Origin of the sequence: Aeromonas sp. R3-1 (genome assembly GCF_040908345.1) — a bacterium.
GTDB classification, from domain to species: Bacteria; Pseudomonadota; Gammaproteobacteria; order Enterobacterales; family Aeromonadaceae; genus Aeromonas; species Aeromonas veronii.
Window position 1 is genome coordinate 1 of the sequence record NZ_JBFODN010000238.1, and the last position, 14,111, is coordinate 14,111.

At 55.6% G+C, this 14,111-nt stretch carries 14 protein-coding genes and 2 tRNA genes; 1 reads left to right on the forward strand and 15 read right to left on the reverse strand.

Annotated features, from left to right (window positions below; all coding sequences use genetic code 11):
• Window positions 1-14: 14 nt before the first annotated feature.
• The 15 genes from AB5Y85_RS15400 to ruvA all read right to left on the reverse strand — a co-directional run bounded on the left by AB5Y85_RS15400 (window position 15) and on the right by ruvA (window position 11,804).
• Window positions 15-90: transfer RNA gene (locus AB5Y85_RS15400), tRNA-Val, on the reverse strand.
• A gap of 31 nt (window positions 91-121) precedes the next feature.
• A tRNA-Lys gene (locus tag AB5Y85_RS15405) sits at window positions 122-197 on the reverse strand.
• A gap of 174 nt (window positions 198-371) precedes the next feature.
• Window positions 372-1,172, reverse strand: a complete 801-nt coding sequence (gene ybgF / locus AB5Y85_RS15410; RefSeq protein ID WP_257686916.1) for a tol-pal system protein YbgF — start codon at window positions 1,170-1,172, stop codon at window positions 372-374.
• A 158-nt stretch (window positions 1,173-1,330) separates the two neighbouring features.
• Window positions 1,331-1,855 (reverse strand): peptidoglycan-associated lipoprotein Pal, encoded by a 525-nt coding sequence (pal, locus tag AB5Y85_RS15415; RefSeq protein ID WP_005304908.1) that lies wholly within the window; start codon window positions 1,853-1,855, stop codon window positions 1,331-1,333.
• A 49-nt stretch (window positions 1,856-1,904) separates the two neighbouring features.
• Window positions 1,905-3,230 carry a Tol-Pal system beta propeller repeat protein TolB gene (gene tolB / locus AB5Y85_RS15420; RefSeq protein ID WP_368221722.1) on the reverse strand — a complete coding sequence of 442 codons (1,326 nt, stop codon included), beginning with the start codon at window positions 3,228-3,230 and terminating at the stop codon, window positions 1,905-1,907.
• A gap of 95 nt (window positions 3,231-3,325) precedes the next feature.
• Entirely contained in the window at window positions 3,326-4,459 is a 1,134-nt protein-coding gene (gene tolA, locus AB5Y85_RS15425) for a cell envelope integrity protein TolA (RefSeq protein WP_013723471.1), read from the reverse strand.
• A 5-nt stretch (window positions 4,460-4,464) separates the two neighbouring features.
• The gene (gene tolR / locus AB5Y85_RS15430; RefSeq protein WP_005335733.1) at window positions 4,465-4,911 is read right to left on the reverse strand and encodes a protein TolR; all 447 of its coding nucleotides are present in this window, start codon (window positions 4,909-4,911) and stop codon (window positions 4,465-4,467) included.
• The gene (tolQ, locus tag AB5Y85_RS15435) at window positions 4,911-5,600 is read right to left on the reverse strand and encodes a protein TolQ (protein WP_005335735.1); all 690 of its coding nucleotides are present in this window, start codon (window positions 5,598-5,600) and stop codon (window positions 4,911-4,913) included. Before tolQ ends, tolR begins: the two co-directional genes overlap by 1 nt.
• Window positions 5,590-5,997: a tol-pal system-associated acyl-CoA thioesterase gene (ybgC, locus tag AB5Y85_RS15440; protein ID WP_005335737.1), complete on the reverse strand. Its 408-nt coding sequence runs from the start codon at window positions 5,995-5,997 to the stop codon at window positions 5,590-5,592. Before ybgC ends, tolQ begins: the two co-directional genes overlap by 11 nt.
• Before the next feature lie 105 nt (window positions 5,998-6,102).
• Window positions 6,103-6,414 (reverse strand): cyd operon YbgE family protein, encoded by a 312-nt coding sequence (locus AB5Y85_RS15445; protein WP_041202810.1) that lies wholly within the window; start codon window positions 6,412-6,414, stop codon window positions 6,103-6,105.
• Window positions 6,401-6,517: a cytochrome bd-I oxidase subunit CydX gene (gene cydX, locus AB5Y85_RS15450; RefSeq protein WP_005304933.1), complete on the reverse strand. Its 117-nt coding sequence runs from the start codon at window positions 6,515-6,517 to the stop codon at window positions 6,401-6,403. Before cydX ends, AB5Y85_RS15445 begins: the two co-directional genes overlap by 14 nt.
• Window positions 6,518-6,531: 14 nt before the next feature.
• The gene (cydB, locus tag AB5Y85_RS15455) at window positions 6,532-7,668 is read right to left on the reverse strand and encodes a cytochrome d ubiquinol oxidase subunit II (RefSeq protein ID WP_005335741.1); all 1,137 of its coding nucleotides are present in this window, start codon (window positions 7,666-7,668) and stop codon (window positions 6,532-6,534) included.
• 11 nt (window positions 7,669-7,679) lie between these two features.
• The gene (locus tag AB5Y85_RS15460) at window positions 7,680-9,236 is read right to left on the reverse strand and encodes a cytochrome ubiquinol oxidase subunit I (RefSeq protein ID WP_064339410.1); all 1,557 of its coding nucleotides are present in this window, start codon (window positions 9,234-9,236) and stop codon (window positions 7,680-7,682) included.
• 934 nt (window positions 9,237-10,170) lie between these two features.
• Window positions 10,171-11,181: a Holliday junction branch migration DNA helicase RuvB gene (ruvB, locus tag AB5Y85_RS15465; RefSeq protein ID WP_005335744.1), complete on the reverse strand. Its 1,011-nt coding sequence runs from the start codon at window positions 11,179-11,181 to the stop codon at window positions 10,171-10,173.
• Window positions 11,182-11,189: 8 nt separating this feature from the next.
• A complete protein-coding gene (ruvA, locus tag AB5Y85_RS15470; protein ID WP_005335746.1) occupies window positions 11,190-11,804 on the reverse strand; it encodes a Holliday junction branch migration protein RuvA in 615 nt (204 codons plus the stop codon).
• Between the two features lie 260 nt (window positions 11,805-12,064).
• Between ruvA and AB5Y85_RS15475 the strand changes: the two genes are divergently transcribed.
• Entirely contained in the window at window positions 12,065-14,074 is a 2,010-nt protein-coding gene (locus tag AB5Y85_RS15475; RefSeq protein WP_257686915.1) for a methyl-accepting chemotaxis protein, read from the forward strand.
• Window positions 14,075-14,111 lie beyond the last annotated feature (37 nt).

The window sequence follows — 14,111 nt, forward strand, 5'->3', positions numbered from 1 at the left end:
TTTTTTCTACAAACTGGTGGTCGTTACTGGGATCGAACCAGTGACCCCCTCCTTGTAAGGGAGGTGCTCTCCCAGCTGAGCTAAACGACCTGGGAATTCTGTCTCCACCGAGTGGAGAAAATGGTGGGTCGTGCTGGATTCGAACCAGCGACCAATTGATTAAAAGTCAACTGCTCTACCGACTGAGCTAACGACCCTCACCACGACCAGTTCCGACTGCATTACTGCTTCGGCTCTGACGGCGGCCTATATTACGGATTTAAATTTCCGGTGCAACAGAAAATTCGTAATTTAAATCCGTTTGCTCACTGTGCGTACAAATGCAGGCTGTTTTTACAGTAGCGTTACGAAAACAGTGACATACAGCAATGTTACAGCTTGGCCAGACTCTGTTTGGCCAACTGGGCTGGCGAGGTGTTGGGATAGCCCTTGATCACCTGCTCATAGAAGGATTTGGCTTCCGCCTTCTTGCCATCCAGCTGCGCCAGCATACCCAGCTTCAGCAGCGCATCGGCTCGCTTGGGGGATTTGCTGTATTTGTTGGCCACGGTCGAAAACTGGGCCGAGGCTCCGGCTCTGTCACCCTTGTTGAACAGCAACTGGCCGAGCCAGTAGTGTGCATTGGGAACATAGCCCGAATTGGGGTACTGCTTGATAAAGCCCTGGAAAGCCGGAATGGCTTTGTCGTAGTTCTTCTCTTTGAGCACCATGTTGACCGCTGCGTCGTAGGCCTGATTCTCATCCTGATTGGTTGAGTAATTGGCGGCAGCAGCCGGTGTGGCAGTAGCAGGGGCCGGGGCGGCTGGAGCAGCTTGCTGGCTGCTGGCAACCTTGTCGAGCTCCTGGTAGAGCTGACGCTGGCGCTCTTGCGACTGTTCCATCTGGTAGGTCTGCTGCTCCAGCTGACCGCGCAGTTCGGAGACCTCCCCTTGCAGGGAGTCGACCTGTTGCTGCAATTCAGCTTGCAGTCGCAGACGGGCATTGAGGGTGCGCTCCAGCAGGGCAACCCGATCTTCCAGGCTACCGGTGGGCACGATGGCACCGTTGTTGCCACTAAGGACAACGCCACCACCCGAGTCACCGCCCAGATCGCTGACCGGTGCCGCAGCTTGCGCATTCAGAGCAACCATTACGGCCAGCGCAACGACAGCTTGCTTGTACACAGATTTCATTCGGATCAAACCTTAGCGTTTAGTACAGATAAAACGGCCAGCGCCATCGTCGCTCGCATATACAGATTTCATTCGGATCAAACCTTGGCGTTTAGTGCAAATAAAACGGCCATCGAAATGGCCGCTTGCATATAAACGAACTTCGTTCGGTTTAAACCTTAGTAAACCAGAACCGCGCGGCGGTTTTTGGCAAAGGCATCCTCGGTGTGAGACATGTCCAGCGGCTTCTCTTCGCCATAGCTGACGATAGAGAGCTGCTCGGCCTGCACACCCAGGGTTTGCAGATACTTGGCAACAGCCTTGGCACGACGCTCGCCCAGGGCGATGTTGTACTCCGGAGTACCGCGCTCATCGGCGTGACCTTCGATCAGGACTTTAACGCTCGGGCGCTCGCGCAGGTAGCTGGCATGGGCATCCAGCAGATCAGCGTACTGACCCTGGATATCGTAACCGTCGAACGGGAAGTAGATTACGTTGTCACGCTGCAGTGCTTCGAACTTCTGACGCATCTGCTCTTCCGGGGACAACATGCCGTTGGCGCCGCCGGTTTGTACACCGCCCATGCCGTCGGTCATACCTGATTCAGCGCCTGCGGCGTCGGAATCAGAAGAAGAACTACAAGCGGCCAGGGTGAACAGTGGCAGTGCGATGGCCAAACCCTTGAGCAGTTTATTGAGTTGCATGCTATTTCCTTAAACCTTTATAACAAAACAAAAAACAATTGGATTTTTATCAATTCAAGAAGGGCGACCAAGCTGGTGCACGAATTTCACCGCTACTGGTCGAAAGCACAGCCTTGAAGCGACCATCAGTCGACACCAATGCGAGACTCTTACGACCCTGATAGATGGTGGCATAAATGATCATGCTGCCATTGGGAGCCACACTTGGCGACTCATCCAGAGCACTCTGGGTAAGGACCAACAGGGCATTGTTTTCCATGTCCTGACGGGCAATACGATACTGTCCCTGAACACGGGTCACCATCACCATGATTTTGCCATCAGGAGTAATGGATGCACCCTGGTTGGATTCACCTTCCCAAGTCATCCGGCGAGTCATACCAGTCGCCAAATTTACGCTATAAATCTGGGGTTTGCCACCACGTTCAGAGGTGAACAACAAATTTTGCCCATCCGGCATCCAGGAGGGTTCGGTGTCGATCACACGGCTGGTTGTAACCCGGGTCAGCTGCTTGCTAGCGACATCAACCACATAGAGGTTCGGTGAGCCATCTTTGGAGAGAACGATAGCCAGACGACGACCATCCGGAGACCACTCCGGCGCCCCGTTGATACCACGGAAACTGGTGATCAGGCTGCGCTGCTGAGTGTAAATATCCTGCACATAGATTTCGGACTTCTGGTTCTCGAAGCTCACGTAAGCCAGCTTGCTGCCATCCGGCGACCAGGCCGGAGACATCAAGGGCTCGCGGGAGCGCAGCAGGGTCTTCTCGTTGTAACCATCGTAATCAGAAATACGCAGCTGGTAAGGGAACTGGGTACCCTGCTGGACGGAGACGTAAGCCAGACGGGTCAGGAAGGCACCGCGCTCGCCAGTCAGACGCTCATAGACGATATCTGAGATACGGTGGGCAAACTGGCGCATCTGGGCACCCGGGATGGTCGCCATACGGCTATCCAGGATGTAACCGTTGCTCTCGCCACCTTGCGCCTTGGCCAGCTGGCCTTTCAGCACATCGACCAGCTCGAAGTTAACCTTGTAAGTGCCGTCACCGACTGCCGAAATGGAACCCACCACCACGGCTTCAACCCCTTGGGAGGCCCAGGGAGCGAAGTTGATCTCGCTGCTGCTGCTCGGGGTTTGCGGCATCTGGCCACGGGCCAGCGGCTTGAACTTGCCGCTACGCATCAGGTCGTTGGAGACCACTTCCGCGATGTCCTGCGGCAACTGTCCGTTGCCTTCCCACTTGAAGGGAGCAACGGCGATGGGGCGTGCGCTATCAATACCGCCGGTGATGACGATGTCCAGGGCCGCCTGGGCACTCTGGCCCAGCAACAAACAGCCAACCAAAGCAAAAAATACTTTTCTGATCATGGCTTAAATACTCGGTTCCAATATAGATGAGAGGTTAAATTCCTTTCTCGGCGAGAGGTTGCCAACCGGAGGCAAGCAACCTCGTTTTATCACGCTTAGATACTAGGTTCTAACTTCAGGTTAAATTCCTTCAACATCTCGAATGCCGCAGGATCCTTGGGCACAGGCAGTTGATTGGCTTTCAGAACAGCCGCCTTACCGGAACGACAGACCGCCGGGTCACCCTGGCCGTTATCTACCGATATGACAAAGCCACTGCTCGCAAGACGTACGCCGATAGTACATGTTTTGCCCCGCATGGTGGGATCCAAAATCATATACCGCTCAACAGTGGCCTTGATGAGCGCCGCATATTTGTCGACTTCGCCCTGGGCTGCTGCCGATGCCGCCTGACTGCGGGCATTGGCCTCAGCCGACAGCTGCTGCTGCATCATCTCTTCCATCTCTTTTTGCAGCTTGGCCTGCTCGGCGGCTTTACGCTTGCGCTCAGCCGCGATCTTGGCCTGCTTTTCGGCCTCTGCCTTGGCTTTCTTCTCTGCGTCAGCTTTTGCCTTTTTCTCAGCCTCTTCCTTGGCCTTCTTCTCGGCCTCGGCTTTGGCTTTTTTCTCTGCTTCTGCCTTGGCTTTCTTCTCGGCTTCGGCTTTGGCCTTCTTGTCAGCTTCCGCTTTCTTGGCCTTGGCTTCTGCCGCCTTTGCCTTCTCTTCGGCCTCTTTCTTCTCTTGTTCCTTTTTCTTCTTCAGCGCCAACGCCTTGCTTTCGGCTTCCGCCGCTTTACGCTCGGCTTCGGCCTTCTTGGCCTTCTGCTCTTCCAGCTTGCGGGCTTCCTCGGCTTTCTGCGCCTTCTCTTCCGCCTGCTTCTGCTCGGCAACTTTCTTCTGCTTCTCGGCCTCGGCCTTGCGAGTCGCCTCTTCGGCCTGCTTGCGCTTGGTCTCGGCGATGCGAAGCTGCTCCTGTTTCTGAGCCAGCTCGCGCTTGGCGAGATCCGTGTCTTCCTTATCCTTCTCTTTCTCTACCTTTTGAGGCTTGGGCTGAGATTTCTGCTGCTGGATCTGCTTGGCCTGTTCGTTGAGGAAGTTCTCATCGAGCATGACGGCATTGACGATCTGCCCCTTCGATTCGGGTCGTTTCGGTTTGCTGAAATCGAGCCCGACAAACAGGATGATGCCGATGATCAGGTGCAGCAGAAACGACGCGATGAGATAACCGGAAATACCACGCTTCACATCCATCTCCGTTAGTTCACCGGATCTGTCATCAGGCCAACCTGAGGCACACCCGCATTCTTGAGGGCCACCATCAACAGGATCACCTCTTCGTAGCGCACGGCCTTGTCACCCGCGACCACCACGGGGGCATTCTGGTTGATCGCCAGATAGCCCATGGCTTTTTCGGTGATGTATTGCTGCATCGCCTCTGGCGTGCCACTTGGCACCGGCTCGTCATCGGCTTCGCCAGCCTTGATGACATACTCGCCTTCGGTATTGACGCTGACGATGAAGGGCGGCTTGGCATCTTCCGGCAACTGCTCGGACTCAGCCTGTGGCAGATCCACCTTGACCCCTTGCGTGATCACCGGCGTGACCGCCATAAAGATGATAAGCAGCACCAGCATGACGTCGATATAGGGAACCACGTTGATCTCGGCCACCTTTTTGCGCCGGATCCGCTGATAGGTTTGCATTACTGATCACCCTGCTGCTGTGCAATTTGACGGTTCAGAATGGTAGTGAACTCGTCCATGAAGTTGGCATAGGCGTTCTCCAGCCGCTCGACCTTGTTGGAGAAGCGGTTGTAGAAGATAACCGCCGGGATAGCGGCAAACAGACCCATGGCGGTAGCGATCAGCGCTTCCGCGATACCCGGTGCCACCATCTGCAGGGTGGCCTGCTGCACCTGACCCAGGGCGATAAAGGCGTTCATGATCCCCCATACGGTACCAAACAGACCGATATAGGGGCTGATGGAACCGATGGTCGCCAGCACCGGCAGGTTGGATTCCAGGTCATCCACCGCGCGGGAGAGGGAGACGCGCATGGCGCGGTAGGTACCATCCATCACCGCATCCTGACCACGGGCACCGGCCTTGAGCAAGCGGGCATACTCCTTGAAGCCGGAGTAGAAGATATCTTCCATGCCTTCGATATCATCGCGGCGGGAAGAGGACTCCTGATAGAGGCGATTGAGATCGACCCCTGACCAGAAGCGATCTTCAAACTGTTCCGATGCGAGATTGGCCGCCTTGATCGCCTTTGAACGCTGGATAATCAGCGCCCACGAGACAATAGACATGCTCATCAGGGTCATCATGACCAGTTTTACCAACAGGCTGGCTTGCCAAAACAGGCCAATAAACGAAATTTCAGCGTGCACTTAACAGCACTCCCTTGATTTTTTCAGGTATAGCTACAGGTTTCATTTGCGGATGACTGACACAGGCTATCTGTACCATGGCCTGGGTAATCAGTCGTCCATCAGCCGCCAGGATCTGCTGCGAAAAGCGCAGGGATGCGCGTTTCACTTCAATCACTTGCGTTAATACATTCAATAGTTCATTAAAACGGGCCGCCGAGCGGAAATCGATCTCAGTTCGGCTCACCACGAAGGCATATCCCTCCTGCAGCCAGACGTCCTGTTCGACCCCTTTGGCACGAAGAAACTCGGTGCGAGCACGTTCCATAAACTTGAGATAATTGGCGTTGTAGACGATGCCCCCGGCGTCGGTGTCTTCGTAGTAGACACGCACCGGAAACTCAAAGACTTCCCCCATAACAATCTGTGATCCATTCGACAGTCAGATGGGGGGCTATCATAGCGCAGGGCTGAATAGGAAAGAAGCAGGGGGAGACAGGGAAATCCTGCCTCCCCCCGTTTTTTATGAAAGGAAATATGAATGTGTCAGCCAGAGGCCATACAACAAACTGGGCCAGGCGAGCCAGGGGTTGAACAGCACACGTCCGGGCAGGCTTTTCAGATGAAAGCCAAGCCCGTTAAGTACGCCACAACAGACGGCCCACATCAGCCAGGGAGCAAGCCAGAGACCATGCTCGCTGGTGTTGGCCGCGATCAGATTGGGGGCCTGTAAAATAGCGACGGCCAACAAGGCCGCCGCGAGTAACATCAACCCCTGCCACGGCTGCCGCTCCAGTGGAGCGGCGAGCCTGGCGAGTCGATCACTTGTTTTCATCGATCTGACGATCCATGTTCTCGGTGTGTTCCAGCCACAGCGCATTGATGATGCCAAATGCACAGGCCAGCAACAGTCCCAGGATCCAGGTGAAATACCACATTGTCAGCGCACCTCTTAATAGAGAGATTGTTGGTTATCTTCGATGTGCTTGTTGGTTACCCGGCCAAACATCTTGATGTAAGTCCAGATGGTGTAACCCAGCACAATCGGTACGAAGATCGCTGCGGCCACAGTCATCACCTGCAAGGTGTTGAAAGAGGCGGTAGCATCCCACATGGTCAGGCTCAGTGACGGCTCAAGGCTTGAGGGCATCACGAACGGGAACATGGAGAAACCGGCAGTGAGGATGACCCCGGCAATCGCCAGCGAAGAGCTGGTAAACGCCAACCAGCCGATGTTCATGCGGGCAAACAGCGCAGTCAGCAGGCTCATGGCCAGGCCCAGTACAGGGGCAGCCACCATCCACGGATAGAGGGTGTAGTTGTTCATCCAGGCACCAGCCTGCAGGACAACTTCCTTGTTCATCGGGTTGGATACCGCGTCAGTCGCAGCAGCCTTGACGATGACATACCCTTCCATACCGCTTACCCACCAACCTGCGGCAGCAAACAGCACCAGGGTCAGCAGTGAGCAGATCATGGCGGCAGTGCGGGAACGCGCCAGCACTTCACCGTCGGTCTTCATCATCAACCAGGTTGCGCCCTGAGTGAGCAGCATGAACAGACTCACCAGACCAGCCAGAATGCCGAACGGGTTAAGCAGGCCAAAGAAGTTGCCGTGATAGGTCAACATCATGAACTGGTTAAACTCGAACGGAACACCTTGCAGCAGGTTGCCAAAGGCCACACCAAAGACGATGGGCGGTACGGCGCTACCGGCGAACAAGGCCCAGTCCCAGTTACTGCGCCATTTGGCATCAGCACGCAGGGAGCGGTACTTGAAACCGACCGGACGCAGGAACAGCGCCATCAGCGTCAGGATCATGGCGATGTAGAAGCCGGAGAAGGTCGCGGCATACACCATCGGCCAGGCGGCGAACAAGGCACCACCGGCAGTGACCAGCCACACCTGGTTACCTTCCCAGTGCGGTCCCATGGTGTTGAGCATCACGCGGCGCTCGACATCTTTCTTGCCGACGAACGGGAGCAGTGCGCCTACCCCCATGTCGAAGCCGTCAGTGATGGCAAAACCGATCAGCAGTACGCCGACCAGAGCCCACCAGATGACACGCAGAGTTTCGTAATCAAACATGGTCGCTCTCCTTATGCCTTGAGCTGTTCAAAGTGATACTTGCCAGTCTTCAGGCTGCTGGGGCCAAGACGGGCATACTTGAACATCAGGTACATCTCGATAACCAGAAGTACGGTATAGAACAGGCAGATACCGATCAGAGAGAACCAGATCTCGGCTGCAGGCAAATTGGATGCAGAGAGGGAAGTCGGCAACACCTCTGCAATGGTCCACGGTTGGCGACCATATTCAGCCACAAACCAGCCTGCTTCGATGGCGATCCACGGCAGCGGGATACCCCACAGCAGACCCTTGAGCAGCCACTTGCGCTTGCCGATCTGGTGACGGGCACTGTCATAGAAGGCCATACCAATCAGCACCAGCATCAGCATGCCGACGGCAACCATGATGCGGAAGGCGAAGAACAGCGGCAGTACCTGCGGGATGGAGTCATCCACGGCAGCCTTGATCTGCTCGTCGGTAGCATCGGTCACGTTGCTGGTGTAGCGCTTGAGCAGCAGACCGTAGCCCAGATCCTGCTTCACTTCGTCGAAGCGAGCGCGGGTCTCGTCAGACTTGTCACCGGATTGCAGCTTGGTCAGCAGGTCGTAAGCGGTCATACCGTTACGAACGCGCAGTTCGTGCTCGCTCTTCAGATCCTTCAGACCGGTTACCTGACCGTCCAGAGAACGGGTCGCGATAATGCCCAGCGCATAGGGGATCTTGATGGCGTAGTCGGTGCGCATCTCTTCCTGATTCGGAATACCGAACAGGGTAAAGGCAGCCGGAGCAGGTTCAGTCTCCCACTCAGCTTCGATAGCGGCCAGTTTCACCTTCTGCACTTCACCGGTCTCGTAACCGGATTCATCACCGAGGATCAGAACGGACACGATGGAAGCCATACCGAACGCAGCGGCAATGGCGAAGGAGCGACGGGCAAACGCCACATCACGATTCTTCAGCAGGTAGTAGGAGGAGATACCCAGCACAAACATGGCGCCACAGGTATAACCAGCCGCCACAGTGTGGACGAACTTGACCTGAGCAACCGGGTTGAGCACCACGTCAGCGAAGCTCATCATCTCCATCCGCATGGATTCGAAGTTGAACTCGGCACCGACCGGGTTCTGCATCCAGCCGTTGGCGACCAGGATCCAGAGGGCGGAGAGGTTGGTACCCAGCGCCATCAACCAGGTGGCAGCCAGATGCTGATGCTTGCTCAGACGATCCCAACCAAAGAAGAACATACCGACGAAGGTGGACTCCAGGAAGAAGGCCATCAGCCCTTCGATAGCCAGCGGGGCCCCGAAGATATCGCCGACATAATGGGAGTAGTAAGCCCAGTTCGTCCCGAACTGGAACTCCATGGCCAGACCTGTGGTGACCCCCAAGGCAAAGTTGATACCAAACAACTTACCCCAGAATTTGGTCATGTCCCGGTAGATGGTGTTGTTGGTCATCACATAGACGGATTCCATGATCGCCAGGAGAAAGGCCATTCCCAGCGTCAGGGGTACAAACAAAAAGTGATAAAGGGCCGTCGCAGCGAACTGGAACCGCGATAGGTCTACCACATGCTCAGCAATCATGATGTTTCCTCACCGATTATTGGCACGGCTATTTTAAGTTTTAAGCACAAAGCTTCCGTTGGAGGTTAGCGAATGAGCCTTATTGGGACGTGTCACAACAAAACGCGTTCAGTAACCACTGGCATTAACAACAAGGCAATACGAGAACACAAATAAAGCTAATGTTTAACAATTCCAAAACAATCAGCCTAAATTTATTCTCGCCCATGATGACCGGGTTTTTATATCACCTTTATTTGATTGAAATCAATGTAAAAGGACCCGCCATACATGGCTTTGAAAGGCATTTTTAATCTATTTCACGATTATTGACGCGAGCCAGATCACAAAACACAACAAAGCGTAAAACATTGATTTAAATCAATTTAAGAATTTAACATCCCGCTGCTCGGTTTAATTTGAAAAGCGTGAATGACGCGCCTTTTTCCATGTTATCCGAGTCAGGCAATCTGATTCGAAAACTCAATTTAAAACTGCAAAGAATGCATACTCATGCGAACCAATTTCATCAATAAAGACATTAGATAAACTAATTTGAAAAGTGCAATTTTTCTTGTTTGCCGGGGTCGATTCGAACTCCTACAATGCGCCTCGCAGTGAGGGCATACCCTTGGATACAGGCCGGTTAATCCGGGTTCACGGTACGTATTCGACGATCAATTTGAACCTGTCTATTGGAATCGAAGATGAAAAAGTTTGTTGCTAAAACCATCCGTTACTACAAGCTTTCCTTTGTTCAGCTCTATCAACTGAACCGACTCTGAGAGCTCGCGACGGCTCACCTGTTTATTTTCCGGTCTGTGTCCAGACGCACTCACTGTCTGTGAACATCCATCCTGAATTGTCTTTGCCCACCGCATCCGCCGTGGGCTTTTTTTTGCCCGGATAATAAAAAACCGCCTTTGACGGCGGTTTCATGTTCAAACGACTGTTTTTACTTCTCATCTGGTCGCTGAAGACCGAAATGAGCGTAGGCTCGTGTGGTCGCAATCCGTCCTCTGGGTGTACGTTGCAGATACCCTTGCTGGATCAGATAAGGCTCCAACACATCTTCGATAGTATCTTTCTCTTCCCCGATCGCGGCGGCCAGATTATCGAGACCCACCGGGCCCCCCATAAACTTGTCTATCACAGCCAACAATAACTTGCGGTCCATGAAGTCGAAGCCTTCATTATCGACATCCAGCATGTCCATGGCGCGAGCAGCAATGGGGCCGTCGATCCGGCCATCGGATTTCACCTGGGCAAAGTCGCGCACCCGCCTTAACAAACGGTTAGCAATCCGCGGCGTGCCGCGAGAGCGACGGGCGACCTCAATGGCTCCATCTTCCGTCATGTCTAGCCCCAGACAACGGGCGCTGCGGGAGACGATATCGGTCAGATCCTTGACGTTGTAGAACTCCAGCCGCTGGACGATACCGAAGCGATCCCGCAGCGGGCTGGTCAGTGAACCTGCCCGAGTGGTGGCGCCAATCAGGGTGAAGGGAGGCAGATCCAGCTTGATGGAGCGAGCTGCGGGTCCCTCCCCGATCATGATGTCGAGCTGGTAATCCTCCATCGCCGGATAGAGCACCTCCTCCACCACAGGGCTGAGGCGATGGATCTCGTCGATGAACAGCACATCGTTCGGTTCGAGGTTGGTGAGCAGCGCCGCCAGATCCCCCGCTTTCTCCAGCACCGGGCCGGAGGTGGTCTTGATATTGACCCCCATCTCGTTGGCGACGATGTTGGCGAGGGTAGTCTTGCCCAGACCCGGCGGGCCGAAGATCAGCAGGTGATCGAGCGCTTCGCCCCGCTGACGGGCCGCTTCGATAAAGATCTCCATCTGCTCGCATACGGTATCCTGACCGGTGTAATCAGCCAGCTTCTTGGGGCGGATCGCCCGGTCAATAATGTCATCCTCACGGGCGGCACTGGCCGAAATGAGGCGGTCTGCTTCAATCATCAACTACCTCATACCAGGCTACGCAGGGATTCACGGATGATATCTTCCACCGACATCCCCTCTTTGGCGATCTTGCTGACAATCTGACTCGCCTGCTGCGGCTTGTAACCTAGGGCCACCAGCGCACTGGCCGCCTCCTCGGTCACATCCGGAGCCCGCAATTCGGGCTCACTGGCTGGCAAGGTGACCATGGCCGGGGAGAAGAGGTCGTGACTGACCCAGCCCTTGAGGCGATCCTTCATCTCCACCACCAGCCGCTCGGCGGTCTTCTTGCCGACTCCCGGCAGTTTGACCAAAGAGCTTATCTCTTCACGTTCGACACTCAGCACGAATTGGGTAGCTGTCATGCCGGAGAGAATAGCCAGCGCCAGCTTGGGGCCGACTCCGTTGGTCTTGATCAGCTCGCGGAACAGCGCCCGCTCCTGTTTGTGGTTGAAACCATAGAGCAGCTGGGCATCTTCCCGCACCACGAAGTGAGTATGGATGGTCGCTTCCTTGCCGATCTCCGGCAAATCATAGAAGCAGCTCATCGGCATCTGCACCTCATAGCCAACCCCGCCCACTTCCAGCAGGACCTCGGGGGGCTGCTTTTCAATGACAATGCCTCTCAAGCGACCAATCACGGCTCTCTCCTCACCAATACAACTATTCGTAAATTGGCTCATAGCATAAAGAATAACTGGATAAGTATCCAGCATAGGGCAGCAACACCCGCGTAGCCAGAGAGGCTTTTTATCCAATTTTCCACCATGCTTGATCGGGTGCAGCCAGTGCACGGGATGTTTCAGCGCCGCACCGGCCCCCGAGCGGGGGATAAACCACTACACTAAACCCGTTCGGAACCTAAACTGGTGCCAATGTCGATACCAAGGAAGGCCATCACATGAAAATTGTTACCACCTCCAATCTGGGTCTTGCCATATTGCTCGGCTGTACGCTGGGCATGGGGGTCGTTGGCTGGTATGGCAGCCAGCGGCTAGCCAATCTGCTCTCCTACGTACTGGGCGCCGCCTGGCAGACCGCCGACGGTGCCATGGAGGGCTCCATAGAGCTGGGCAATCAACAGCTACAGATTCAGAAGATGCAAAACGGCACCCCGCTCAATCGCGCCGAACTCGATGCTGCCAAGGCGGCGACCGATGACGCGCTGGCCCGGGTCAGCCAGGGGCAGCTCATTGATGGTGCGGCCCTTGCCACCATGGAACAGCACAAGCAGGACTATCAACAGCAACAAGAGAAGCTGCTGGCGCTCTATCACGCGTATACAGAGGTGGATCAGGCCCTACATCACAACGCCGATCTGATGGCTCGCCTCTCGACCCAGCTGGAGGTGATCGGCGACGGCGCGGTCGAGGCGCTGACCCAATCCCCCGACCAGACCATCAGCTGGAACAGCGGCCTCTCCACTCGCTGGGAAGCGGCCGACGGGGGGATGGAGTCCAACATAGGCTTTTTGCGCCAACTCTATGCGCTGGAGAAGATGCGCCGACAAGGAGTCACAGAGGCGATCCAAGCCGAGTTAAAAGAGGCGACCGATTTCTACCACGAAGCGGTCGACAGCATGCTCGGCACCGGGCTGTTCGATATCGAGGGAACCGGCGAATTTGCCGGCAAAACACTGTCGGCAGAGTATCGCTCCCTGTTGGCCCGGCATCAGCAACTGATGGGACAGTGGGTCGATGCGCTCGGCAGCTATCAGGCCCAACAGGCCATCTATGAAGCCAGTGCCGATGAGCTGCGACAACAGCTGGTTGCCATCGAGGAGAGCGGCGATGCCACCGTCGAGGATCAGGTGGCCCAGCTCAACGGCATCATCAGCCAGACCCGAACCCTGCTGCTGGGTGGCCTGTTGCTGAGCCTGATCATGGTCACCCTCTGCGGCTTCTGGCTGACCCGCAAGCTGGTCACCCCGCTGCTGCAAGTGGACAAACGAATGCAGGATATCGCCGCCGGCGAGGGAGATCTCAACGCCCGCATCAACCTGCAACGGGATGACGAGATAGGCTCGCTGGCCAACAGCGTGGATCGTTTCATCGAGAAATTGCAGAAGATGATCAGCTCCACCATGGACAACAACCAGCACATCAGCGAACACGTTCACACCTCGGTCAACCGGGTGGAGGCAATCAGCCAAAGCAGCCGCCAGACCGCCGAACATGCGCTGGCCCTGCACCATGACAGTGAACAGATGGTGCAAGTCGCCACCGGTATCTCGGACAACTGCAGCATGGCGGCCCACAATGCCAATGAGGTGCGCCAGCTGACCACCGAGAGCAGCCAGTATGTCGCCTCCGCCAGCGCGGGCATGCAGCGGGTGGTACAGGAGGTGAGCGAGTGTGCCATCGCCATCAACTCCCTCAAGGAGCAGGCGGGTCAAATTGGCCAGATCATCTCCACCATCAGCGGTATCTCGGAGCAGACCAACCTGCTGGCCCTCAATGCGGCCATCGAAGCAGCCCGCGCGGGGGAGATGGGGCGTGGCTTTGCGGTGGTTGCGGACGAGGTGCGCACCCTGGCCAATCGCACCGCAACATCAAGCGCCGAAATTAGCCAGGTGATCAGCAGCATTCAGCAGCAGACCGAAACCGCCTACCTGATGATGCAACGCAACCTCAAGACGGTGGAGTCTGGCATGCAGGACTCCGAGAACACCAAGCAGATCCTGTTCAAGGTGGAAGGCGCCATCGACCAGCTGGCCGACATGGTGCAGCAGGTAGCCGTGGCTACCGGGCAACTGTCACACACTCTGAGCCACTCCTCTGACAAGGTCTCCGGCATTAGTCTGCAAGCCAGAACCGGCGAACAGGAGGCGCAGGAGTGTCTGCAACTCGCCTCCTCGCTCCATCAAGCCAGCCTGCTGCAGCAGCGCCTGCTCTCCCAGTTCAGGGTCTGACCCCTTTCAATAGCAAAGATGCCACTCATGTGAGTGG